This window comes from Allobosea lupini (assembly GCF_900109525.1).
Taxonomy (GTDB): Bacteria; Pseudomonadota; Alphaproteobacteria; order Rhizobiales; family Beijerinckiaceae; genus Allobosea; species Allobosea lupini.
Genome location: NZ_FOAN01000004.1, coordinates 278,272 through 302,434, shown reverse-complemented (window position 1 = coordinate 302,434; position 24,163 = coordinate 278,272). Strand labels below are relative to the sequence as shown.

Here is a 24,163-nt window from a genome sequence, read left to right as displayed (position 1 = left end):
TTCAGCGGTCAGCGCAGCTTCGCCAGCGCGCTCGCAAGCATCTGGTCGAGGGCGCGCCGCACGGACGCCTCGGCGGACAAGGCGCTCGTCCGCGCCGGCCCGTGCGCCTTCCGATGGGCCCGTGGCGCCGGTTTCTGGCTCGCCAGCATCTCGGCGTCGAGAGCAGCGATCGTCATCTTGCCAACGACGTCGTCGGCGCGCTTCTGGTAACTGCGGTTGACGATATCGCGGCGCGTCTTGAAGGCCAGCACGGCGCGTGCCGTGGACGGCCCATAGAAGCCACGATTGAGCTCGGCCGGATCGATGTCGGCGCCGTCGAGATGGACCAGCGCGGTCTGGATCAAGCAGACATGCTCGCCGCCGGCTCCGCGCGCGACATGACTCGCATCGTCGCGCAGGCAGGCCTCGAGCCGCTTCTGGCCGGCGAAGATGAACGACCGCAATGTCATTGCCGATTCCTTCCGTCGTCTGCGAAACAGGCTTGCATCGTCACGCGACCTGCTTCGCGACCATGCGCAGCACCTCGATCTGGGCATAGTCGAAGGGGATGAACGGGGCGCTCGAGCGCTGTGGCTGCATGATCGTGATGTCACCGCGCGGACGGTCGATCAGGCGCAGCGCATGACCGAGCTCGTGGGCGGTCACCATGCTGCGGTTGCCCCAGTCGATGAAGCAGACGTTACCGCCGAACTCGGTTAGTCCTGACGACAGATTGGCGGCGTTCGGCGGCTTCGGCTCCGATTCGAAATCCCAGCCATAGACAAGGTTCTTCAGGTGGCCGCGCCCCGAAGCCGTGATGTGATCGCGTATCAGGTCGCCGTGACGACTGTCGGTGATGATCTGCGGGCCGAGCGACATCGTCTTTAGCTCGAGAAGGTGGATCGGCCCTACGCGCACCAGGCGGATGTTGGCCTGGGCGTAGCTCGTCTCGACCTCGCGCAGCAGGGTCAGAAGCTCGGAGCGCGAATACTGCTCCAGCGTCTGCGAGCAGTCGCGAAGGATGACGTTCACCGCATAATGCACCGTCAGGGTCCCGCCCGCGTGCGCATACAGCAAGGGCTTATCGGCCTCGCCCGGGGTCGACATCACGAGGGCGAGAGCCGCCTCGGCATTGCCGGTGAGGTCCAGCGGGTACTTCATGCCCGGCTCCAGCACATAGGTCTGGAACGGACCGATTACGGTCTTTCGAGCATTCAGGCGGACGTCGATGCCGCCGGACATCGTCAGATCGACCGCCGTGAGGGTCCACGGCCTGTGGTCGGTCTTGAGAGAGAGCGCGCGCGACTGGCCGACCGGCACGAACTGGTAGGCATTCTGCGCCGGCCAGAGATAGGAGAAGCCATCGGGCGGGCGGCTCCAGCGCCCATTCGCATCGCACCCTTTCGTGCTGAAGGGACTTGGCATCGCGCCGCCTTTTCTTGCCCGCCGGCGACCAGGCTAGTCCGCCCGCTGCAACGGCCGCATCCTTCATTCGGCGGATGTCCCTCGGCCGGGGCGCAGCCGCCCTGCGTCCGCTGCGCTTGCCGTCATCGTGCCGCTCTGGTCGGGTGCCCGCGACCGAAGGAGGATCATCGCCATGCAGTTCCGCAATCTCGGCCGCTCCGGCCTGCGCGTCTCGCTCGTCGGCCTCGGCTGCAATAATTTCGGCGGCCGGATCGACCTGGAGGCGGCGCGCAAGGTCGTCGACGCCGCGATCGAGCACGGCATCACCCTGTTCGATACCGCCGACATCTACGGCAATCGCGGCGGCTCGGAGCTTGCGCTCGGCGAACTGCTCGGCGCCCGCCGCAAGGACATCGTGCTCGCCAGCAAGTTCGGCATGAACATGGACGAAGCGGGCGTGAAGAAGGGCGGCTCGCGCCGTTACATCATCGAGGCGGTCGAGGCTTCGCTGAAGCGGCTGCGGACCGACTGGATCGACCTCTACCAGCTGCACCGGCCCGATCCGCTGACCCCGATCGAGGAGACGCTGCGTGCCCTCGACGACCTGATCCGCCAGGGCAAGGTCCGCTATATCGGCTGCTCGAACCTGCCGTCCTGGCAGGTTGCCGACGCGCATTGGACGGCCAGGACGCTCGGCCTCGAAGGCTTCGCCTCGGCGCAGGACGAATACAGCTTGCTCGTTCGCGGCGCCGAGAAGGAACTGATCCCGGCCATCAGCCATTTCGGCATGGGGCTGCTGCCCTATTTCCCGCTCGCCAACGGCCTGCTCACCGGCAAGTATCAGCGGAACGCCCCGATGCCGGAGGGGGCGCGCATGACCCGCGAGGCGCAGCGCGCCGGCGAGGTGCTGACCGAGGCGAACTGGCAGAGGACCGAAAAGCTCGCCGCCTTCTGCGACGCACGTGGCAAGACCCTGCTCGAGCTCGCCTTCTCCTGGCTCGCCGCCCAGCCGGTCGTGTCGAGCGTCATCGCCGGCGCGACGAAGCCGGAACAGGTCGCGGCCAACGTCAAGGCGGCGGACTGGGCGCTGACTCCGGAGGAGCTCGCCGAGGTCGACGCGATCACGCGCTGAAATCGGCCGCGAGAGCGCCTCAAAGAAGCCCAACCGCCAGGCGAAAGCGTTTAGGCTGTCTCCCTGTCCCTGCGACGGGGCAGGGAGACTGTTGTCAAATCCCCGCGCCTGGGGTTCCCTTGCGCAATTGCAGTTGAGGCCGCCGACTCCGTGATGCGCATCGCCCGTCTCCTGGCGTTCGCCCTGTGCCTAGCCGCTTCGCCGGCCGTGGCTCAGGACAAGCCCGCTGCGGCACCTCCGCCGGAGCCGATGCGCATCGTGCTGACGCGCAGCGCCGAGCCCTGCGAGCCAGATTGCCGCGAATGGCTCGCCGCCCAGGGCGCGATCACCAAGGACACGCCGGCCGAACTGCGCCGCGCGCTCGCCGAGCTGAACGGGCGCAAGCTGCCGCTGCTGGTCTATTCCACCGGCGGCACGGTCGAAGCGGCGATCGCCATGGGCGAGCTCGTGCGCAAGAGCGGCCTCGATATCGCCGTCGCCCGCACCGTCTTCAGCCAACGCGAGCCGGCGCTCGGCACCATCGACGAGCGCAGCCCGCTCTGCGCCTCGGCCTGCACGCTTTTCCTCGCCGGGGGACAACGCCGGATCATCCCGCCGCAATCGCGCATCGGCGTGCACCAGCAGACCATCGTCGAGACCGAGACCACGACGGTGCGCGATTACAAGATCGTGCGCGGTCGCAGGGAGCTGGTCGACGAGAGGACGGAGACGCGGACGGTCAAGCAGGAGCAGGCGACCGGCGAGATCGACGCGAAGATGCGGCGCTATCTCGACGCAATGGGGCTCGACCGCTCCTTCATCGAGGTAACGGTGTCGACCCCAGCCGACACGATGCGCTACCTCAAGCCCGACGAGATGCGCGCGACCACGATCGCGACCGAAGTCGGGCCGGCTGCGCTCGCCTTCTCGGATCTCCGCTCCGGACTGGCTCCCGCTCCCGGCCCTTCAAGGAGCCTGGGAACGGCGCCGGTGCTGCCGGCGACGCTGGCTGCGCCGGCGACCCCGATCGGCTCGGTCGAACTCGGCCCGCATCGCGGCGGCAGGCTGCGGCTGGCCTTGTCGGTCGGCGAAGGGCGCTATCAGCAGACGACCACCCTCCAGATGCAGTTGTTGTTCGGCGATGCCCCGATCCCGTCGCGGCTGCGGACGGTCACGCTGACTCTGCCGGGCAGCCCACCGATCGTCGCGCAGAACGAGGATGGCAACGACCCGGCAGGAGCAATGACCGCCGATGTTCTGCGCGAGACCTTGTGTGGCCTGACCGATCGCACCGCCGTGTCGCTGAAGATCGATCCGCCGGCCGAAGATGGTACGCCCTCGACCTGGCAACGCAGTGGCACCGCCGCCGAGCTGCTGCGCCTGTCGAACCTGCGCTCGCAGATCTGTCGCTGACGCGGGGCAACGCGGAAATTCCCGTTTGGAACCAATTGGCCTTCGATCCGCGACCTTTAGCGGAAAGTATTGAGGTGCGTACCTCAAATTTTGCGATATGGCCGCTTGACAGGCCACCTGCCAATGGGCTCACCTTCGCCTCAGGATGCGCCGAGCCCAGAAGCGCGCATGAGACAACAAGGGAGAGACGCCGTGTTGAGACGCAATCTTCTTGTCGCCGGATTGGCGCTCGCGACCTTCGGTGGCGCATTCCCGGCTTTCGCCCAGAGCAAGGGCCCGGTGATCGGGGTCAGCTGGTCGAACTTCCAGGAGGAACGCTGGAAAACCGACGAGGCCGCGATCAAGGCCGCGATCGAGAAGGTCGGCGGCACCTATCTCTCGGCCGATGCGCAATCCTCGCCTGCCAAGCAGCTCACCGATGTCGAGAGCTTGATTGCGCGCGGCGCCAAGGCCCTGATCGTGCTGGCGCAGGATGCTCAGGCGATCCGCCCTGCCGTGCAGAAGGCGGTCGACGAGGGTATCGCAGTCGTCGGCTATGACCGGCTGATCGAGATCCCGCAGGCCTTCTACCTGACCTTCGACAATGTCGAGGTCGGCCGGATGATGGCGCGCGAGATCCAGAAGGCGAAGCCGGAAGGCAACTACGTCTTCATCAAGGGCTCGAGCTCGGACCCGAACGCCAACTTCCTGTTCCAGGGCTCGATCGAGGTGCTGAAGCCCGCTATCGACGCCGGCAAGATCAAGAATGTCGGCGAGGCCTATACCGATGGCTGGCTGCCAGCCAACGCCCAGCGCAACATGGAGCAGTTCCTGACGCGCAACGCCAACAAGGTCGACGCCGTGATCGCCGCCAATGACGGCACCGGTGGCGGTGCCATCGCGGCGCTGGCCGCGCAGGGCCTCGCCGGCTCCGTGCCCGTCTCTGGCCAGGACGCCGACCGCGCCGCGCTCAACCGCGTCGCGCTCGGCACCCAGACGGTGACGATCTGGAAGGATGCGCGCGAACTCGGGCGCACCGCCGCCGAGATCGCGATCAAGCTCGCCGGGGGCGCCAAGCTGACCGAGGTCGCCGGTGCGACCGCCTGGGACCAGGGCCCGAGCAAGGCCAAGATGACCGCGCTCTTCCTGAAGCCGGTGCCGGTGACCAAGGACAATCTCGGCGTGGTGATCGAGGCCGGCTGGGCGCCGAAGGCGGCTGTCTGCCAGGGCGTCGCCGCCGGCAAGGTCAAGGCCTGTGACTGAAACCGTTCCCGCGCCGGCAACGCCGTCGCAGGATGCGAAGAGCCTTGCCGATCATCTGCGCGCCATCGAGTTCGACGCGCGGATGGTCGGCATGGTCGCCGCGCTGGCGGTGATCTGGCTCGGCTTTAACTGGCTCTCCGGCGGCGCCTTCCTGACGCCGCGCAATCTCTGGAACCTCTCGGTCCAGACCGCCTCGGTCGCGGTAATGGCTTGCGGCATGGTGCTGGTCATCGTCACCCGCAACATCGACCTCTCGGTCGGCTCGATGCTCGGCTTCGTCGGCATGGTCACCGGCCTCGTCCAGGCGCAATTGCTCCCCGGCCTCATCGGCTTCGAGCACCCCGCCACCTGGCTGCTCTCGATCCTGGCCGCGATCGTGCTCGGCGGGCTGATCGGCCTGTTCCAGGGCGCGCTGATCGCCTATCTCGCCATCCCCTCCTTCATCGTCACGCTCGGCGGCCTGCTGGTCTGGCGCGGCGGCGCCTGGTGGGTGACGCAGGGCCAGACCATCGCGCCGATGGATTCGCGTTTTCGCCCGCTCGGCGGCGGCATCGAGGGCGCGATCGGCACCACCGCCTCCTGGGTCATCGGTCTCGTCATCTGCGCCCTGATCCTCGCGGGGATCGCCTTCGCCCGGCGCCGGCGCAAGCGCTACGGCTTCGCCCTGCGCCCGCTCTGGGCCGAGATCGTGCTCGGCGGGCTCGCCTGCGGCACGGTGATCGGCGCGGTCATGATCGCCAACGCCTATGCACTGCCGGCCGGCGTCGCCCGCCGCCTCGTCGAGGCCAAGGGCGGCAGCTGGCCTGAGGGCGGGCTCGTCATCGGCCATGGCCTCGCCGTACCGGTACTGCTCGCGCTCGCGGTCGGCGTCGCCATGAGCTTTCTGGCGCGGCGCCTGCGCTTCGGGCGCTATGTCTTCTCGATCGGCGGTAATCCCGAGGCGGCCCAGCTCTCCGGCGTCAACACGCGAAAAGTGCTGATGCTGGTCTACGGGCTGATGGGCATGCTGGTCGGCATCGCCGCCTGCATCTCGACCGCCCGCCTCAACGCCGCGACCAACTCCGCCGGCCAGCTCGACGAGCTCTATGTCATCGCCGCGGCGGTGATCGGCGGCACCTCGCTCGCCGGCGGCGTCGGCACCATCGCCGGCGCGATGCTGGGCGCGCTGGTGATGCAGTCGCTGCAATCGGGCATGGTGCTGATCGGCGTAGACACGCCGTTGCAGAACATCGTCGTCGGACTCGTGCTCGTTCTCGCCGTCTGGCTCGACGGGCTCTATCGCAAGCGGCTCGGCTGAAGGAGGGCGCCATGGACGCAACTACGCCCCTCGTCGAGATGCGCGAAATCTCGATCGCCTTCGGCGGCATCAAGGCGGTCGACCGCGCGAGCGTCGATCTCCATGCCGGCGAGGTCGTCGGCCTGCTCGGCCATAACGGCGCCGGCAAGTCGACGCTGATCAAGATCCTGTCGGGCGCCTATCGCGCCGATGCCGGCGAGATCAGGATCGCCGGCGAGCCAGTCGCCATCTCCAGCCCACGCGACGCCAAGCGCCACGGCATCGAGACGATCTACCAGACGCTAGCGCTGGCCGACAATGTCGACGCCGCCGCCAACATTTTCCTCGGCCGCGAGCTTTTGACCAACTGGGGCACGCTCGACGACAGCGCGATGGAGGCCGAGACCCGCAAGGTGATGGGCCGGCTCAACCCGCATTTCCGCCGCTTCAAGGAGCCGGTGAAGGCGCTCTCCGGCGGCCAGCGCCAGTCTGTCGCGATCGCCCGCGCGATCTATTTCAACGCGCGGGTGCTGATCATGGACGAGCCGACCGCGGCGCTCGGGCCGGCAGAGACCAAGCAGGTCGCCGATCTCATCCTCGAACTGAAGAAGCAGGGCATCGGCATCTTCCTGATCAGCCATGACCTGCACGATGTCTTCGACCTCGCCGACCGCGTCAGCGTGATGAAGAACGGCAAGGTGGTCGGCAGCGCCCATGTCCGCGACGTCACGCAGGACGAGGTGCTGGGGATGATCATATCCGGCAAATGCCCGCCCGGCGCGGTAGCCGGGCCGGGCGCGCTGCGGAGCTAGCAGCGCTGGCGAACCGACGGGACGCGCCTCAGCGCAAGCCGTCCTCGCCCTTCGCCTCGGCATGGGTGAGCCCGCCGACGCGCGGCAAGGGCCGACCGCCGCTGGTCAGCGCCACCGCAACGACGATCTCGCCGGCGCGCGGCGCGTCGGGGATGCGGACCTCCATGCCGTCGAAATGGCTGCGGACATAGGCCGCCGCCTTGTGGCCGAGCGGCACGTCGAGGACGACGCCGAGCGAGCCGCGCTTCTTCGAAGACGGGATCAGAGCCGGCGCCTTGCCCAGAAGCTTGCGTAGCGGCGCCCCGAGCTTGGGATGCAGGATCGCGGCGGCGTGCTCCAATTCGCCATCCTCACCGACGGCGGCGGCCTTGCCATAGCCCTGGACCGCCTCGCCCGCGATGCCGAGCGCGGCGAGCGCATGGCGGCCGAGCAGGTCGCCGAGCTCCTCGCCGATGTCGATCAGCTCGGCGAGATCATCCTGATAGGTGCCGGCGAAGGGATTGGCGATCACCGCGACGGCGGCAGCGCGCTTGATCGGCGGCGAGACGGGGCGCCCGAGCTCGCTATGGGTCTCGTCGAGGACCGTGACGATCTTGCGGATCCTGGCTTTCATCGCAGGCCGTCCTCGCCCTTGATCTCGCTCGCCTTGAGGCCGCCGACGCGGGCATGGATGCGCGAGCCGGTGGTCATCACCAGCGCGAACAGCAATTCATCGGCCTTGGGAGCGTCGGTGATGCCGATCTCGAAGGCGTCGAAATGGCTGCGGACATAGGAGGCATTGATGTGGGTGACGGGAATGTCGAGGCGCGTGCCGGGGCCGCCGACCTTTTTGGTCGAGGGCACGATGGCCTTGGCATCGCCGAGCAGTTCGCGCATGGCGTAGCCGCCCGGCACATGCCAGAGCGCGCCATGCTCCAGTTCGCCGGCGGCGCCGACGATGGCGCCCTTGCCATAGCCCTGGATCGCCTTGGCATCGCCGCCCATCGCCGCGAGCAGGCGCTGCGCCATGGCGAGGCCGAAGGGCTTAAGGTCGTCCATGAAGCCCTGGATGTCCTCGACGTAGCGGCCGGCATAGGGGTTGGCGATCACCGCCAGCGCCGCGCCGCGCTTCAGCGGCACCGCGGCGGCGGGGCCGCCCTCGTGATGGATCTCCTCGACGGTCACGGCGTATTTGCGGACAGCGATCTCAGGCACGGGCCAGTCTCCTCTCAGGCTTTTCTTGAACGATCATAGGCGTGGCGAGCATGTGACTCACGCCCTGAAGATGCATGGCCGCAGAGACGATCAGACCTGCCGCCCGCAGGCGCTCCGCCTCGGCCAGCCCGGCGGCAAGCGCGGTCTCGATCTCGTCGGTGGCTAGCGGACCGACGTCGCGAGTGACGAGCCGCTCGCCGAGATCGCTGTCGCTCTGGATCGAGCTGGCCGGCAGGCGCTCGACCGCGGGATGGCCGGGCAGGTCGATCGCATTGGCGATCATGGTCGCGGCAGCGTCGGCCATGGCCGCTGTGGGCGCCATTACGGTTACCGCCTCGGCGATCCCCAGCGAGAAGCTGCGGCCGGGATAGCCCGATGTGGCGATGCCGGCGACGCCGTGTTCAGGCCGGATCGTCGCGGTTGCGAAGAACTCCGGCCGGTCGGGACGCTTCACCAGGCCGATGCGGAACTGCTCGCCAGGGGCGAGATGCAGGGCGATGTCGCCGCCATTGTTGACATAGGCGCGCCGCAGCGGCGCGGCCTGGCAGATCACGCCGAGGATCTCCTGCGCCACCGAGCCGGCGACGGCGGCCATCGGGGTGATGAAGCCGCCGATGGCGAAGGGGCTGACGGCCGCATGCATGCGCCGAGCGACGGGGCCAAGCGGCAGCGGGCTCGTCCGGGTCACCGCCGTGCGCAGCAGCTGCAGCTCGTCACAGAGTTCGACAAGCAGGCCGTCGAAGCGAAGGATGGCAGCCTCGTGCGCGGCCCTGACCGCGGCTTGCTCGCCGACGGCCTCGATGACGAGATCGATCGGGCCCTGCTGCAGCAGCAGGCGCCGGCCATCCGGCAGGACGCGCGCGGAGGGCTTCTCCCACATCGCCCTACCCCAGCGAGCGGCGCGGCTGCTCCGGCGCCAGCGGCCAGGGATTGTCCGGGCGCTGCGGCAGGCGCAGGCGGCTGCCGCCCTTGAGCGAAGCCAGCGGCTGGATCGCGTCCATATGGCCGCCGAGCGCCTCGTAGTCGGTCAGGCTCATGGTGAACTCCAGCGGCGCGACCAAGGCCGGGGTCGGCACATAGCCGAAGGCGTTTTCGGGCAGGCGGGTGACGTCGACCATGAAGGTGATGCCGCCGCCCGGCCAGATATACACAGGGGCTCCCCCACAAGTGACATAAGTCAGCGCATCCTTGACCGAGCGGGTCAAACGGACCGGGTTCTCGGTGACGCCGGCGCGCAGCGAGCCGCCGGCGCCGCCGATGAAGAGAACGGTCGACAGCGCCGGCTCGCAGTTCTCGGCGATGCGCTCGACCGGCTCGACCAGCGGCTGCGGCATCTGCATCTCGACCGGCACGAGGTTCTCGTCGAGCTCGTAATAGGCGGCGTGCTCGCCGGTGGTCGAGACCATCAGCAGGCGCAGGCCGGGATAGGCAACCTTGGGATCGAACGGCCCGAGAATGGTCAGGGGGTCGCTGATATTGGTGCCGCCCCAGCCGGTGCCGGGCTGCGCCACCTGGAAATAGCGGCCGGGCGTCGAGCGCCGGCCCTTCAGCTTGATGCCGGTGCCGGCCATGCCGAGCAGCTTGCCGGCCTGGTGCTCGGAGAGGACGCCGGTGATGTGGTCGTCGACGACGACGACCTCGTCGACCTTTCCGTGCCATTGCTTGGCGAAGATGCCGATCGTCGCCGAGCCGCAGCCGACGCGCATCCGGCTTTCCTGGATGCCGTTGACGATCGGCGGCTTGCCGGCCTGGACGATCACGGTCTCGCCCTCGTCGATGGTCAGCTCGACCGCCTTGCTGTTGCTGAGCTGGAGCAGGGCGTCGCAGGTGACGCGGCCCTCCTTCTTCGAGCCGCCGGTGAGGTGGTGAACGCCGCCGAGCGAGAGCATCTGCGAGCCGTATTCGCCGGTGGTGACATGGCCGATCGCCTCGCCCTCGACGCGCACCGTCGCCTGCTCGGGGCCGAGGAAGCGGTCGGTGTCGATCTTCACCTTGACGCCGCAATAGCTGAAGATGCCCTCGGTCACGACGGTGACCATGTCGACGCCGTCGACCTCGGACGAGACGATGAACGGGGCGGGCTTGTAGTCGGGATAGGTGGTGCCGGCGCCGATCGCGGTGATGAAGGTGCCCTGCTGGTGGACGATCTCGCCGTCCCACTCGCGCGATCCGGCGAAGGGAACGATTTCGCCGCCATGCTCCAGCGTGCGTTCGAGCACGATATGCGGCTCCATCCGCACCAGCTCGCCGTCGACATTGCCGTAGCGATCGCAGGCGCCGACGGCGCCCGGCTTGATGAAGCACATCACCGGGCAGGCATCGCAGCGGATCTTGTCGTCCGCGACCGGGCTCGCTTCGTCCAGCGCCATGCTTGATCCTCCCGCAGAGCGGGCCTTGAGGATTTTGTTTGTGTACAAACGATACTGGCGCGCCTCTTGGAGCAAGTCAAGACAGCCGCGAGGCGCGGGACCGCCCCCACCCTACGCCTGTTCCCAGGGCTGGCCCACAGCTTCGGCCGCGACGGCCGAGCGCGTGCCGATTCGTCGATGAGAGGACAGTGTGCCCACGTAATCTTGCATACAAGAATATTCGAGGCGCTTCTGTGCGGCGCTCCTACCCGGCCGAGGTGACTTCCATATGACGCGATTGGCGGTTGCAAGCACGGCATCGATGGCGCATTGACAGCCAAATTTTCCCGCTGCTATTGTTTGCATACAAACATGTTTGAAGCGGTATCGCCGCGGGAGAGAGGGCCCTGCCATGTATGACGTCTTCGCCACGGACCGCCTGATCGACCATTGGCTTGTCGAGGACATCGGCGCCTGCGACCTCACCGTCCAGGTGATGATCGAGCCGAATGAGACCGGCAGGTTCCACATGAACGCCCGCGAGCCGATGATCGTCGCCGGCGTCGAGGTCGCAGCCCGGGTGTTCAAGCGCTACGATCCCGATCTCAAGGTGACCCTGCGCGTCAAGGACGGCGACAAGGTCGAGAAGGGCGCGATCCTGGTCGAGATCGAGGGCTCGGCCCGCAGCGTGCTCACCGCCGAGCGCACCGCGCTCAACATCGCCCAGCGCCTCTCCGGCATCGCCAACGAGACCGCGCGCTACGCCGCCGCCATGGCCGGCAGCAAGGCGCGCCTGATCGACACCCGCAAGACCACGCCCGGCCTGCGCATGATGGAGAAGCACGCGGTGACCTGCGGCGGCGGCCTCAACCACCGCCTCGGCCTCGATAATGGCGTGATGATCAAGGACAACCACATCGCCGTCTGCGGCAGCATCACCGCCGCCGTCGAACGCGCCCGCAAGAAGCTGCCGGTGCTGACCAAGCTCGAGGTCGAGTGCGACCGGCTCGAGCAGGTCGAAGAGGCCGCCAGGGCCGGCGCCGACGTGATCATGCTCGACAACATGTCGGTCGCCGACATGACCAAGGCGGTCGAGCTGATCGCCGGCCGCGCCAAGGTCGAGGCCTCCGGCGGCATCAATATCGACACGATCGGCCCGATCTCCAGGACCGGTGTCGACTATATCTCGACCAGCAAGATCACCCAGTCGGCGCCGGCGGTGGATATCGGCCTCGACGAAGCCTGAGCAGGGACTGCGGCCAGGGAATGCGGCAAGGCACCTTCTTCCTCGTCGTCGGCCCAAGCGGGGCCGGCAAGGACTCGCTGATCGACGGCGCCCGCGCCTTGCTGGAGCCGACCGGCCGCTATGTCTTCGCGCGCCGCGTCGTCACCCGCCCCGCGGGCTCGCCGGGCGAGGACCATGAGGCGGCGACGGACGAGGCCTTCGACGCGCGCGAGGCCAAAGGCGACTTCCTGATCACCTGGGGCGCCCACGGCCTGCGCTACGGCCTGCCGGCCGAACTGAAGCGGCTGGTCGAGGCCGGGCGCAACGTCATCGCCAATGGCTCGCGCGCCACGATCGCGGCGCTCGCCGCCCGCCTGCCGCGTTTCGTCGTGGTCGAGGTCACGGCGCCGCCCGAGGTGCTCGCCGCCCGTATCGCCGGGCGCGGGCGCGAGAGCGGCGAAGCGATCGAGAAGCGCCTGTCGCGCACGGTCGAGCCGCGTCCGGACGGAATCCGGGCGGCGACGATCTGCAACGACCAGAGTGTCGAGATCGGCATCGAGCGCTTCGTCGCTGCGGTCGAGGCCGCCGCCAACACGATGCGCCTGCGCCGCCTGCCGCTTTTCGCGGGACGGGCGCACTGCGCTTATCTCCCGGCCAAGGGCGAGATCGTCAACGGCTTCGACTATCTCGGGCCGGGACGGGTCGAGATTTCCGGTGTCGGCGCCAGCATCCGCTCGAACGTACAGGTGGTCGATTTACCCGCGCTGCTCGCGGGCGACGAGATCGGCCTCTCGGCCGAGGCCTTCGACGAGCTCGGTCTGCCCGAGGGCAGCGAAGTCACGCTCCGGCGCACGCCCTCGCCGGAGAGCCGGGCGGCGCTGACCCGCAAGATCCAGGGCGGCGAGCTCACCGAGGAGCAGTACCACACGCTGATCCGCGACATCGTCGAGGCGCGCTATCCCGATGGCGAGGTCGCGGCCTTCCTGGTCGCGGCGACGCAGACGCTCTCCGACGACGAGGTCGTCGCGCTGGCGCGGGTGCGCACCCGCTTCGCGCAAAAGATCACCTGGCCGGACGGGATCGTCGTCGACAAGCATTCGATGGGCGGCATTCCGGGCAGCCGGATCACGCTGATCGTCGTGCCGATCGTCGCCGCGCATGGCGCCTTCCTGATGCCGAAGACCTCGTCGCGCGCCATCACTTCGGCGGCGGGCACGGCCGATGCGATGGAGGCGCTCGCCCGCGTCGAGCTGAACCCGGCCGAATTGCGCGCCTGCGTGGAAAAGGCGCGCGGCTGCATCGCCTGGAACGGGCGGCTCAACCATTCCGTCGTCGACGACGTGATGAACGCGATCACGCGGCCGCTCGGCATCGATTCCAACCGCTGGTCGGTCGCTTCGATCCTGTCGAAGAAGCTCACGGCGGGCTCGACCCATGTCATCGTCGACCTGCCCTATGGCCCGCGCGCGAAGCTGAGAAGCGAAGCGGAAGCCGCCGAACTGGCTGATTTGTTCGAGACGGTCGGTGCCGGGCTCGGCCTCGTCGTCAAGGCCTTCCCGACCGATGGCAGCCGGCCGATCGGGCGCGGCATCGGCCCGGCGCTGGAATGCCGCGATGTCGGCTGGGTGCTCGATAACGACCCGCAGGCACCGGCCGACCTGGTCGAGAAGGCGCTGTTCTTCGCCAGCCGCATCCTGGCCTGGGACCCGACCCTCGGCTCGATCGCGGCCGGGCGGGCACGCGCGGAGGAACTGCTGCGCTCCGGCGCGGCGCGCGCCGCCTTCGAGCGGATTATCGATGCGCAGGGGCGGCGCGAGCCGCCGGTCGCGCCGGGGCTGCTGGTCCATACCGTGCGCTCGCCAAAGGCGGGGCTCGTCACCGAGATCGACGGCTGGGCGGTCGCGGGAATCGCGCGGCGTGCGGGAGCGCCGTTCGATAAGGCGGCCGGCATCGATCTGCGCCGCCATGTCGGCGACGCCGTTGCGGTCGGCGATCCGCTCTTCGCCATCCATGCCAGCGCCTCGAGCGATCTCGACGAGGCCAAGGCGATGGCGGAGAGCTGCGACTGCTACGTGATCAGGTAGCTGAATTCCTGCACACCCAAACGCGAGTCATCCCGGACAAGCGGCGAAGCCGCGCCGATCCGGGACCCATTCCGGAACCTCTATCGGAAAGGCTCCGGAATGGATCCCGGGTCTCACTTCGGTCGCCCGGGATGACTCGCGTTAAAGCCTGATCCGCCTGAAAAGCCTCAGCGCAGCTGCTTCAGCAGCGCGATCAGCGTCGCCCGCTGGTTGGTCGCGAGCGGGGCCAGCGTCACCTTGGTCACTGTCTCCGCCTTGGGCAGTAGCTCGCGCGTGTAGTCGACCCCGGCCGGGCTGAGCTCGACGATGAGTCGGCGGCCATCCTCCGGATCGGGCTTGGTCTGCACCAGCTTGCGCTTGAGCAGACGGTCGACCACGCCCTTGATCGTGGCCGCGTCCATCGCGGTCTGGCGTCCCAGAAGGTTCTGCGAGGACCCGCCATCCTGGTAAAGCCGCGCCAGCACCGCCCATTGCGTCGGCGTCAGGTCGGCGCCCATGATCTCGTTGAAGATCGAGACATGGCGCTGCGCCGCCTGGCGCATGATGAAGCCGACCTGCTCGGCGAGATCATAGCTCTCATCGGCAAGGTCGGGCGTCTCGGCCGCAGTGCTCGGTCGCGCCATCGCTGGTCCTCGTTCGTATACGAACGATATTTCTAGCGCGCTTTTCTGGCGACCGGAACCGGCTGGATCGCCGAAAATCACGCTTCGTCCACGATGTCAGCGAAGCAGGTCCTCAGATCGTCGTCCAGCGCCCTTCGCGGAAACTCCGGGCCGCGGCGTCGACCGTACGCTCGATGCGCAGGCCTGCCTCGAAATCGAGGAGATGCGCAGGCTCGCCGGCGATGGCGCGGAGCAGCTCGCGGCATTCGATGATCTTGAGCTCGTTGAAGCCGAGGCCATGACCGGGTGCCGGGATGAAGCGGTCATAGGGCGCGTGCGCCGGGGCGGTCAGGATGCGGCGGAAGCCCTGGACGTCGCTGTCGCCGTCGGCGGTGTAGAGCTCGATCTCGTTCATCCGCTCCTGGTCGTAGGCGATCGTCCCCTTGGCACCAAAAACCTGCAGGGCGATGCGGCCCTTGCGGCCCCAGGCCGAGCGGTTGAGCGCGACGAGCCCGGAAGCGCCGGACGAGAGGCGCAGCAGCAAGGTCGCAATGTCGTGGGTCTCGACCGCGCGGGTGCCGCCGGCCGCGAGCGGGCGCTCGGCATAGGGCCTGGCCATATCGGCCATCACGGCTTCGACCTCGCCGATCAGCACCTTGATCAGCGAGAAGGCGTGCACGCCAAAATCGTCGAGCGCGCCATGGCCGGACGCCGCCTCGCTCTTCCAGGAGAACAACGCGCCGGCATCGGCCATGAAGTCCTCGTCCATCTCGACGCGGACATGGTTGACAGGCCCGATCGTGCCATCGGCGATCAGGCGTTGCGCCAGCCGGATCGCGGGGTTCTGGATGTAGTTGTAGCCGAGGGCGGCGACCGTGCCGGCCGCCTTCGCCGCCACCAGCATCGCTTCGGCGTCGGCGAGGCTCGTCGCCATCGGCTTCTCGCACCAGACATGCTTGCCGGCTTTCAGCGCCGCGATCGCCATCTGCGCATGGAAGGCGTTCGGCGTGGTGATCGAGACGACATCGACCTCGGGATGAGCGATCAGCGCCTTCCAGTCGGCGGTCGATTCAGCGAAGCCGAACTCGCCGGCCCGCTGCGCCGCCAGGGCCTCGTCGACCTCGCAGAGCATGGCGAGCTTCGGACGACGCACGTCGCCGAAGACCGGTGCGACGGCGTTCCAGGCCAGCGCATGGCATTTGCCCATATAGCCGGTACCGATCAGGCCGACGCCGAGCGCGCGCATGAGACCATCCTTCTTCCGCTACAAATTCGGGTCATCCCGGACAAGCGGCTAAGCCGCGCCGATCCAAGATCACCTATTTTCACAGCCCTCATCCTGAGGAGGCCGCGTCAGCGGCCGTCTCGAAGGATGCTCCAGCTGGTTCCCGAGTCTCCTGAAACATCCTTCGAGACGCGCCTTCGGCGCTCCTCAGGATGAGGACTGAGGGGATGGCGTGAATGGGTCAGACCGTGCCGCCGAGCTCCTCGGAGACCGCCTGCAACTCCTTGCCGCCTGCCATCAGGTTCTGCAGCTCGTCCATGGCGATGCCGGACTTGGCGTAGGTGCCGAGCGTCTTGCCGCGGTTGAGCACGGTGAAGCGGTCGCCGACGGCATAGGCGTGGCGGACATTATGGGTGATGAAGATCACGCCGAGGCCCTTGGCGCGCACGAGGTTGATGTATTTCAGCACCATCGAGGTCTGGGCGACGCCGAGTGCGGAAGTGGGCTCGTCCAGGATCAGCACCTTGGCGCCGAAATAGACGGCGCGGGCGATGGCGACGCATTGGCGCTCGCCGCCGGAGAGCGTGCCGACCGCCTGATGGGGATCGCGGATGTCGATGCCGATCCTGTGCATCTCGTCGCGGGTCACCGCGTGGGCGAGGTCGAAATCGATCCATTTCAGCGGGCCGAAGCCGCGGATCGGTTCGCGACCCATGAAGAAGTTCCGCGTGATCGACATCAGCGGGATCATCGCCAGATCTTGGTAGACGGTGGCGATGCCCGCATCGAGCGCGTCGCGCGGGCTGGAGAAGGCGACCGGCCGGCCCTCGACCAGGAACTCGCCCGAGCTCGGCTTGTGGCAGCCCGAGAGCGTCTTGATCAGCGTCGACTTGCCGGCGCCGTTGTCGCCGAGCAGGCAGAGCACCTCGCCGGCGGAGACCTTGAGCGAGACGCCCGAGAGCGCGATCACCGAGCCGAAATGCTTGACGATGTCGCGGACCTCGATGAGGGGCGTCTGTTCTGGAGCTGCGGTTGTCATGTTCAGCGCTCCCCTGTCGCCTTGCGGCGGATGAAGTTGTTGAACAGCACGGCGAGCAGCAGCATGCCGCCGAGGAAGACCTGGAACCAGTCGCTGTCGAAGCTGGTGTAGGTCAGGCCGATCGAGACCATGCCGAAGATGATCGCGCCGAAGAAGGCGCCGATCGCCGAGCCATAGCCGCCGGTGAGCAGGCAGCCGCCGATCACCGCGGCGATGATCGCCTCGAACTCCTTCTGGAAGCCGCGGCGGGCATCGGTCGAGCCGGCGTCGAGCACGGTGAGGATGGCGACGAGGGTGGCGGCGCAGGCGGTCAGCACGAACAAAGTCGTCTTGACCATGTTGACCGGCACGCCGGAATTGCGGGCCGCATTGGGATCGCCGCCGGCGGCGAAGATCCAGTTGCCGAAGCGGGTGCGCAAGAGGACATAGGTCGCGAGGGCGGCGATGGCGAGGAACCAGAGGACCCCGACGGGAACGCCCGTCACGGTCGGCGTGCCGTTGGGAAACTTGGCGATCAGGTTGGCCTGCGCCAGCCAGGCGAACAGCCCCTCGAGCGCCTGGCCGGAGAAGAGCTCGCGCACCACGCCCGTGCCTGCCTTGTCGCCGATGCCGCGCAATTGCGTCGAGCCGCCGGTCGCCCATTTCAGCCCGACCAGTGAGAGCCCGCGCAGGATGAAGAGAAAGGCGAGGGTGACGATGAACGAGGGCAGGCGCGTTCTGATGACGATCTGCCCGTTCACCGCACCCATCCACCCGGCGAAGACGAAGGTCGCGACGATCGCCGCCAGCAGCGGCAGGTCGCCGACGACGATCAGCGCGCCGAAGATGAGTCCCGCGAAGGCGATCATCGAGCCGATCGAGAGATCGAATTCGCCGCCGATCATCAAGAGCGCCGCCGCGATGGCGAGGATGCCGAGCTGGGCCGCCGGCGAGAGCACAGTCATCAGCCCGGCGAGGGTGAACATCGCCGGATTGGCGGTGAGCCCGAAGAAGACGGTGACCAGGACGAGGCCGGCGACCGCGCCCAGCTCGGGCCGGCGCATCAGCCGGGCGATCAGCGAGACGCGGCGCAGCCGTTCGTCGCGGGCCGCAGCGGCCGGGTCAGGAATACGGGACGAGCCCGCAGCGAGATCGGCGGTCGATGTGGCCATGGCGCGCACCTTCAGCTTCTGCACTGTCCGGAGAGGGGGCGGCGGCGCTGGATGCGCCGCCGCAAAAGCTCAGCGGATGCCCTTGGCCGAGAGGTCGACGACCTGGGCCGCCTTCTCCTTGGTGACGAGGTTCGGGCCGGACGGGACATTGCCGCCGGGCACGAGCCCGTACTCGGCGTTGAGCGCCAGGAAAGCGACCGGCAGATAGCCCTGCAGGAACTGCTGCTGGTCGATGCCGAAGGCGGCCTCACCCGCGACGATCGCCTTGAGGAAATTGGCCGAGAGATCGAAGGTGGCGACACGGACGCTGGCGATCTTGCCGGCCTCCTTGACGCCCGCCAGGGTCGGCTCGCCGCCGAGCGATGCGCTGAGCGCCATCACCGTGTCGACGCTGGCGTCGGAGAGCGCCGCCTTGACCTTGGAGCGGATCTCGGACGGGTCGTTCGAGACCGGCAGCACGGTGACCTTGCCCTTGAAGCCTTCGGCGAAACCCTTGCAGCGCAGGTCGAGCGCGACATTGCCGACCTCGTGGTTGACGCAGACGCCGACCTTGCCGCCCATGCTGGCGAGTTTCTCGCCGGCGGCCTTGCCGGCGTCGAACTCGTCCTGACCGACATGCAGGAGTGCGCCGAGCTTCTTCGAGACGTCGGAGCCGGAATTCATCGAGATCACCGGGATGCCGGCGGCGACGGCCTTCTGGATCGACGGGCCGAGCGCCGAGGCGTCGGGGATCGAGACGACGAGGCCGGCCGGCTTCTGGTTCACCGCGGCATCGATCAGCTGGCTCATCGCCACCATGTCGAAGGTCTCGGGCGCGCGATAATCGACGGACACCTTGAGATCGGCCGCCGCCTTGGCGACGCCGTTCTTGACAACCGACCAGAACGGGTCCGCGGCCTGGCCATGGCTGACGACGATGATCCTGGTCTGCTGCGCGACGCTCGGCGTCGCCCCTGCAACCGCGATGGCGGCGGCAGCAATCATCCCTGCGAGAAAACGCTTCATCTCATCCTCCCTTGCGGGGATGTCCCCCGCTTTCGTTATCGGTCCGATCGGGCTCGATCGGCCGGTTTTCGGGCGATTTGGCCGGCCGCGAAGCGCCGCGGACTGCCTGGGATGGCGTAGGAGGGAGGGCGCGCCAGGCGCGACCGCCGACTCTGCGCTTCATTCAAAACGAAACAAAAAAACCGTTTTCAATATTCAATGGAACAATCATTCCATCGCGCATACGCAGCTGTCAAGCGCCTTCTGCGCCGCTGACATACCTGAGCGTGCATCTGATCGTTCCACCGGGACCGGAGAAATTCATCACCAATATCGATTTGCCAGGATCGGGCTGCGGCCTCGATTGTCGGTGATGAGGCGGCGCGCTCAGCGCCCGGTACCGGGGGAATGTCATGGGCCTGCCAGCGACTGCGCGCATCGATATCGGGCGCTTCTGGACGACGATCGAGCGTTCCGGCGAGATCGGGGTCGGTCGACCGGGCGGCCTGTCCCGGCTGGCGCTCGGCGATGCCGACCGGGAGGTCCGCGACGTCTTCATCGCCTGGTGCCGGGAGGCGGGGTTGAGCGTCCGGATCGACGGCATCGGCAACATCTTCGCGCGCCGGCCCGGTGAGGACGACAGCCTGCCGCCGGTGGTGATGGGCAGCCATCTCGACACCCAGGTGAATGGTGGGCGCTTCGACGGCATCGCCGGCGTGCTCGGCGGACTCGAGGTCTGCCGGACGCTCGACCAGCTCGGCCACCGCACGAAACGGCCGATCGAAGTGGTCAACTGGACCAATGAGGAGGGCGGGCGCTTCTCGCCGCCCATGGTCGGCTCGGGCTGCTTCACCGGCGCGTACACGCTCGACTGGGCGCTGGGCCGGCGTGACGACGACGGCCGAACGATCGGCGAGGAGCTCGACCGGATCGGTTATCGCGGTGAGATGGAGGCTACGCCCCGCCCCTTCGACGCCTATGTCGAGTTCCATATCGAGCAGGGCCCGATCCTCGACCGCGAGGGCATGCAGGTCGGCGTCGTCACCGGCGGCTATGCCAGCACCGGCATGCTGGTCGAATTCCGCGGCGAAACCGCCCATACCGGCCCCTGGCCGATGGAGCGGCGCAGGAATGCGCTGATCGCCGGCGCGCGCCTGCTGGTCGCTGTCGACGATCTCGGCTGGGAGCATGCCGGCAGCGGCGGCAAGGCGACGGCTTCACGCCTCGTAGCTTGGCCGAACAAGCCCGGCATTCTCTCCGACTGGGCCCAGGCGACCTGCGACGTCCGCCATGCCGATCCGGAAACCAGCGCCGTGATGGCCGAGCGCGTGCGCCGCGCCGTGCATGAAGCGGCGGCGCGGGCCGATTGCACGGCCGAGATCCTCGATGTCTGGAACTGGGGCGGCAAGGTCTTCGCCGACGAGTTGATCGAGCAGGTCCGGGCCACCTCGCTCGGCCTCGGCTACCGCACCCGCGACATCCTGAGCCAGGCCGGGCACGACGCCTATTTCGTCGCCCGCCATGCGCCGACGACGATGATCTTCGCGCCCTGCAGGGGCGGCATCACCCACAACAATCAGGAGCTGTGCACGCCGGACGATCTCGAACCCGGCCTCAACGTGCTGCTGCACACGGTGGTGGCGCGGGCGAATCGCTGAACCCGCATGTCGATCCCCGAGGCAACCATCCATCCCCGGTGGAAGCACGGCTGACCCGCATCACCGGAAGGTGAGCCAGCCTTGACCCTGTGCCCGCCCGTTCATAGCTTCAGCCTCGAATAGCGGTATTGTTGCCGCACTCAGAATCGAAAGGCGATGAGCCATGGCGACGACCAAAGTGACCGATGCGAGCTTCGAGGCCGATGTGCTGAAGTCAGCTGAGCCGGTGGTGGTGGACTTCTGGGCCGAGTGGTGCGGCCCCTGCCGGATGATCGGCCCGGCGCTCGAGGAGATCGCCGGCGAGCTCGACGGCAAGGTCAAGATCGTCAAGATGAACGTTGACGAGAACCAGCAGATTCCGGCCCAGTTCGGCATCCGCTCGATCCCGACCCTGATGCTGTTCAAGGACGGCAAGCTGGCCTCGCAGAAGGTCGGCGCTGCCCCCAAGAGCGACCTGTCGCGCTGGATCTCGGCCGCGGTCTGATCTGGCGATCGCAAAATCAGGAAGGCCCGCTCTCGATGAGGGCGGGCCTTTTTCGTTTCAGGCTATGCGCTGCGTCACTTGGAGCGGTTGTCGAGAGCCCAGGCGCCAGCGCCGGCGAAGACGAGGTAGAAGAAGACGAAGCAGTAAAGGATCGCCGCATCGCCATTGTTCAGCAGCGGGTAGACGTTCCGCGGCGCATGGAACATCCAGTAGGCATAGGCCATCTCGCCCGAGAGGATGAAGGCGACCGGGCGGGTCCACAGGCCGATCAGGATGAGCAGGCCGCCGAAGGCCTCGAGGATCGCGCCGAACCAGAACAGCGTGAACGCTGCAGGCAAGCCGCTCGCCGGCGGAGCCGGGAAGCCGAACAGCTTTTGCGTGCCATGGGCGATGAAGATCAGCGCCGTGGCAATGCGAAGCAGTGCGAGCGCCTGCGGCGCGTAGCGATTGAGGGAGTTGAGAGCCTGCATGGGCGGGTTGCCTTCCGTCCGGTTTGGAATTGGAAAAATTTGCTAAGTGGTTGGGTTTGCTGGCGAAGAAGTCTTCCTCATCGCCTCGCGCTTGTCCCCATGCAAAGAAGATCTATCAAGTCACGTTTTCGTTTGCAGTGCAGCAAAATCACCGAGCGGCAAATCCGCAACAGCGGCCGCTTCGTTCACCCTTGCGGAAAGTTCGCCGAAATCGGGCTTAACCACCCCTTAAAAGCGCCATGTTTGAATCCTGTCTGGAAAACGCCGGGCTGCGGATCGCAGCGCGGTGGCGGGGCCTGAACGGGGCGGGATGAACGACCGGTCGAAACGAGGCGGTGAGCGGCGCGAGCCGTCCTTCGAGCGTGCGCGCGACGATTACGGGCGCGACGACGGCGAATTGCGCCTGTCGGCCGAGGACCGCCCCTATCGCGGAGGAAAGAATTCGGTGGCACCGCGCCAGCAACCGCGCCGACCGCAGAACGAGCGCAGCAAGGGCGGCCGCAAGCCGCGCCGCAAGCGCGGCTCCTTCTTCGGCCGCATCTTCTATTGGGGCGTCGTCATGGGGCTCTGGGCGGTACTCGCCGTCGGCGGGCTCGTCGCCTATCACGCCGCGCAATTGCCGCCGATCGACCAGCTAACCGTACCGAAGCGGCCGCCGAACATCGCGATCCTCGCGGCCGACGGCACGCTGCTCGCCAATCGCGGCGAGACCGGCGGACGCACGATCACCATCGGTGAAGTCCCGCCCTATCTGCCGAAAGCCTTCGTCGCGATCGAGGACCGGCGCTTCTACGACCATTTCGGCATCGACCCGATCGGCCTCGGCCGCGCCATCGTCAACAACCTGACCAAGCGCGGCGGCGTCCAGGGCGGCTCGACCCTGACCCAGCAGCTCGCCAAGAACCTGTTCCTGACCCAGGAGCGCACGGCGGCGCGCAAGATCCAGGAAGCGATCCTCTCGCTCTGGCTGGAGCGGACCTACACCAAGGACCAGATCCTCGAACTCTATCTCAACCGCGTCTATTTCGGCTCGGGCGCCTATGGCGTCGAGGCGGCGGCGCAGCGCTATTTCAACAAGTCGGCGCGTTCGGTCTCGGTCGCCGAAGCCGCCATGCTCGCCGGCCTCGTCCAGGCGCCCTCGCGCCTCGCGCCCAACCGCAACCCGGAAGCGGCGGAGAAACGCGCCCAGCTGGTGATCTCGGCGATGGCAGAGCAGGGCCTGATCTCGCAGGCCACGGCCAAGACCGCGCTTGGCGCACCCGCCGAGGTGCCAGAGCGCGTCGGCGCCGGCTCGGTCAATTACGCCGCCGATTACGTCATGGACGTGCTCGACGACTTCATCGGCGCGATCGAGGGCGACGTCACCGTGCTGACCACGGTCGACACCAAGCTACAGAGCTCGGCGGAAAACATCCTTGTCGAGGCGCTCTCGGCGCAGGGCGCCAAGCTCAACGCCTCGCAGGGCGCGGTGGTCTCGCTGGCGCCGGACGGGGCGATCCGCGCTTTGATCGGCGGGCGCGACTACACCAAGAGCCAGTTCAACCGCGCCACGGCCGCGCATCGCCAGCCGGGCTCGTCCTTCAAGCCCTTCGTCTACCTCACCGCGCTCGAGAAGGGCATGACGCCGGATACGATCCGCGACGACTCGCCCGTCTCGATCAAGGGCTGGGAGCCTGAGAACTATTCGCGCACCTTCCGCGGCCCGGTGACACTGCAGACCGCCTTCGCCCATTCGCTGAACACGGTCGTGGCGCGCCTGATCCAGGAGGTGACGCCGCGCGAGGTCGTGCGCACGGCCCAGCGCCTTGGCGTGAACTCGTCGCTGCAGGCCAACCCGTCGCTGTCGCTCGGCACCTCGGAGGTGACGCCGCTGGAGATGACCGCGGCGTATGCGACCTTCGCCAATGGCGGCCAGTCGGTACTTCCCTATGTCATCCGCGAGGTCAAATCGACCAGTGGAAAGGTCGTCTATGCCCGCAAGGCGAATAATTTCGGCCCGGTGATCCAGCCGCAGACGCTCTCGATGATGAACTCGATGTTCCATGCGGTGATGACCGGCGGCACCGGCAGCAAGGTCAACATTCCCGGCTGGGAGGTCGGCGGCAAGTCGGGCACGACGCAGGATTATCGCGACGCCTGGTTCGTCGGCTTCACCGGCCGCCTCGTCACCGCCGTCTGGGTCGGCAATGACGACAATTCGACGATGAAGCGCGTCACCGGCTCCGGCCTGCCGGCCGAGATCTGGGGCAAGTACATGAAGACGGCCCATGCCGGCCAGCAACCGATCCAGCTGCCGGGCGGGCTCTGGCAGTCGGCGCCGAAGTCGATCTTCGATGGCGGCGAGCCGGTCGCCGGCGTCGCGCCCTCGCCACGGACCCAGCCGGTCGCTTCCGGCGACCGCGCCTGGACCCCGCCGGCGCCGCAGGAGAAGAACTTCTTCGAGCGCCTGTTCGGCGGCTGAC

General features: G+C 67.6%; 22 protein-coding genes. 10 read left to right on the top strand and 12 right to left on the bottom strand.

Features of this window, described 5'->3' with window-relative positions:
* Positions 1-8 precede the first annotated feature (8 nt).
* Both BMZ21_RS14090 and BMZ21_RS14085 read right to left on the bottom strand, forming a co-directional pair.
* Entirely contained in the window at positions 9-449 is a 441-nt protein-coding gene (locus BMZ21_RS14090) for a peptidoglycan-binding domain-containing protein (RefSeq protein WP_091835256.1), read from the bottom strand.
* 40 nt (positions 450-489) lie between these two features.
* A complete protein-coding gene (locus BMZ21_RS14085; RefSeq protein ID WP_091835253.1) occupies positions 490-1,404 on the bottom strand; it encodes a hypothetical protein in 915 nt (304 codons plus the stop codon).
* Between the two features lie 172 nt (positions 1,405-1,576).
* On the opposite strand from BMZ21_RS14085, the gene BMZ21_RS14080 reads away from it, so the two are divergent.
* From BMZ21_RS14080 to BMZ21_RS14060, 5 genes are all read left to right on the top strand, one after another.
* A complete protein-coding gene (locus BMZ21_RS14080) occupies positions 1,577-2,515 on the top strand; it encodes an aldo/keto reductase (protein WP_091835250.1) in 939 nt (312 codons plus the stop codon).
* Between the two features lie 153 nt (positions 2,516-2,668).
* Positions 2,669-3,907: a COG3904 family protein gene (locus BMZ21_RS14075; RefSeq protein WP_091835247.1), complete on the top strand. Its 1,239-nt coding sequence runs from the start codon at positions 2,669-2,671 to the stop codon at positions 3,905-3,907.
* A gap of 222 nt (positions 3,908-4,129) precedes the next feature.
* Complete coding sequence (xylF, locus tag BMZ21_RS14070) at positions 4,130-5,149, top strand: D-xylose ABC transporter substrate-binding protein (protein ID WP_425285446.1); 1,020 nt, start codon at positions 4,130-4,132, stop codon at positions 5,147-5,149.
* Positions 5,142-6,446 carry a sugar ABC transporter permease gene (locus BMZ21_RS14065; RefSeq protein ID WP_425285442.1) on the top strand — a complete coding sequence of 435 codons (1,305 nt, stop codon included), beginning with the start codon at positions 5,142-5,144 and terminating at the stop codon, positions 6,444-6,446. The genes xylF and BMZ21_RS14065 overlap by 8 nt, the downstream gene beginning before the upstream one ends.
* 11 nt (positions 6,447-6,457) lie before the next feature.
* Positions 6,458-7,237 (top strand): ATP-binding cassette domain-containing protein, encoded by a 780-nt coding sequence (locus tag BMZ21_RS14060; protein WP_091835241.1) that lies wholly within the window; start codon positions 6,458-6,460, stop codon positions 7,235-7,237.
* Positions 7,238-7,265: 28 nt separating this feature from the next.
* Here the strand turns inward: BMZ21_RS14060 and BMZ21_RS14055 are convergent, their stop codons facing one another.
* Genes BMZ21_RS14055 through BMZ21_RS14040 form a run of 4 tightly spaced genes read right to left on the bottom strand, consistent with a single transcriptional unit; the run spans position 7,266 to position 10,800 of the window.
* Complete coding sequence (locus BMZ21_RS14055; RefSeq protein ID WP_091835238.1) at positions 7,266-7,850, bottom strand: amino acid synthesis family protein; 585 nt, start codon at positions 7,848-7,850, stop codon at positions 7,266-7,268.
* Positions 7,847-8,431 (bottom strand): amino acid synthesis family protein, encoded by a 585-nt coding sequence (locus BMZ21_RS14050; RefSeq protein WP_091835235.1) that lies wholly within the window; start codon positions 8,429-8,431, stop codon positions 7,847-7,849. The genes BMZ21_RS14055 and BMZ21_RS14050 overlap by 4 nt, the downstream gene beginning before the upstream one ends.
* Positions 8,424-9,311, bottom strand: coding sequence for a UPF0280 family protein (locus BMZ21_RS14045; RefSeq protein WP_091835232.1), 888 nt, complete (start codon positions 9,309-9,311; stop codon positions 8,424-8,426). Before BMZ21_RS14045 ends, BMZ21_RS14050 begins: the two co-directional genes overlap by 8 nt.
* A gap of 4 nt (positions 9,312-9,315) precedes the next feature.
* Positions 9,316-10,800, bottom strand: a complete 1,485-nt coding sequence (locus BMZ21_RS14040) for a 6-hydroxynicotinate reductase (protein WP_091835229.1) — start codon at positions 10,798-10,800, stop codon at positions 9,316-9,318.
* Between the two features lie 391 nt (positions 10,801-11,191).
* On the opposite strand from BMZ21_RS14040, the gene nadC reads away from it, so the two are divergent.
* Together nadC and phnN are read left to right on the top strand one after the other, a co-directional pair.
* Positions 11,192-12,025 carry a carboxylating nicotinate-nucleotide diphosphorylase gene (gene nadC, locus BMZ21_RS14035; RefSeq protein WP_091835226.1) on the top strand — a complete coding sequence of 278 codons (834 nt, stop codon included), beginning with the start codon at positions 11,192-11,194 and terminating at the stop codon, positions 12,023-12,025.
* Positions 12,026-12,045: 20 nt separating this feature from the next.
* Positions 12,046-14,088, top strand: a complete 2,043-nt coding sequence (phnN, locus tag BMZ21_RS14030) for a phosphonate metabolism protein/1,5-bisphosphokinase (PRPP-forming) PhnN (protein WP_091835223.1) — start codon at positions 12,046-12,048, stop codon at positions 14,086-14,088.
* A 167-nt stretch (positions 14,089-14,255) separates the two neighbouring features.
* On the opposite strand, the gene BMZ21_RS14025 is transcribed toward phnN, so the two are convergent.
* The 5 genes from BMZ21_RS14025 to BMZ21_RS14005 all read right to left on the bottom strand — a co-directional run bounded on the left by BMZ21_RS14025 (position 14,256) and on the right by BMZ21_RS14005 (position 19,110).
* Positions 14,256-14,711 (bottom strand): MarR family winged helix-turn-helix transcriptional regulator, encoded by a 456-nt coding sequence (locus tag BMZ21_RS14025; RefSeq protein ID WP_091835221.1) that lies wholly within the window; start codon positions 14,709-14,711, stop codon positions 14,256-14,258.
* Positions 14,712-14,823: 112 nt separating this feature from the next.
* On the bottom strand, positions 14,824-15,936 hold the full coding sequence (locus BMZ21_RS14020) for a Gfo/Idh/MocA family protein (RefSeq protein ID WP_091835218.1): 1,113 nt from the start codon (positions 15,934-15,936) through the stop codon (positions 14,824-14,826).
* 220 nt (positions 15,937-16,156) lie between these two features.
* Complete coding sequence (locus BMZ21_RS14015; protein WP_091835215.1) at positions 16,157-16,954, bottom strand: ATP-binding cassette domain-containing protein; 798 nt, start codon at positions 16,952-16,954, stop codon at positions 16,157-16,159.
* 2 nt (positions 16,955-16,956) lie between these two features.
* Entirely contained in the window at positions 16,957-18,105 is a 1,149-nt protein-coding gene (locus tag BMZ21_RS14010; protein ID WP_091836051.1) for an ABC transporter permease, read from the bottom strand.
* A 69-nt stretch (positions 18,106-18,174) separates the two neighbouring features.
* Positions 18,175-19,110 (bottom strand): sugar ABC transporter substrate-binding protein, encoded by a 936-nt coding sequence (locus BMZ21_RS14005; protein WP_091835212.1) that lies wholly within the window; start codon positions 19,108-19,110, stop codon positions 18,175-18,177.
* 392 nt (positions 19,111-19,502) lie between these two features.
* Between BMZ21_RS14005 and BMZ21_RS14000 the strand changes: the two genes are divergently transcribed.
* Positions 19,503-20,747 carry a Zn-dependent hydrolase gene (locus tag BMZ21_RS14000; protein WP_091835209.1) on the top strand — a complete coding sequence of 415 codons (1,245 nt, stop codon included), beginning with the start codon at positions 19,503-19,505 and terminating at the stop codon, positions 20,745-20,747.
* A 163-nt stretch (positions 20,748-20,910) separates the two neighbouring features.
* The gene (trxA, locus tag BMZ21_RS13995) at positions 20,911-21,231 is read left to right on the top strand and encodes a thioredoxin (protein ID WP_091835207.1); all 321 of its coding nucleotides are present in this window, start codon (positions 20,911-20,913) and stop codon (positions 21,229-21,231) included.
* Between the two features lie 74 nt (positions 21,232-21,305).
* On the opposite strand, the gene BMZ21_RS13990 is transcribed toward trxA, so the two are convergent.
* On the bottom strand, positions 21,306-21,701 hold the full coding sequence (locus BMZ21_RS13990; RefSeq protein WP_091835204.1) for a DoxX family protein: 396 nt from the start codon (positions 21,699-21,701) through the stop codon (positions 21,306-21,308).
* Between the two features lie 310 nt (positions 21,702-22,011).
* Here BMZ21_RS13990 and BMZ21_RS13985 point away from each other — a divergent pair, with 310 nt between their 5' ends.
* Positions 22,012-24,162 (top strand): transglycosylase domain-containing protein, encoded by a 2,151-nt coding sequence (locus BMZ21_RS13985; protein WP_091835200.1) that lies wholly within the window; start codon positions 22,012-22,014, stop codon positions 24,160-24,162.
* Position 24,163 lies beyond the last annotated feature (1 nt).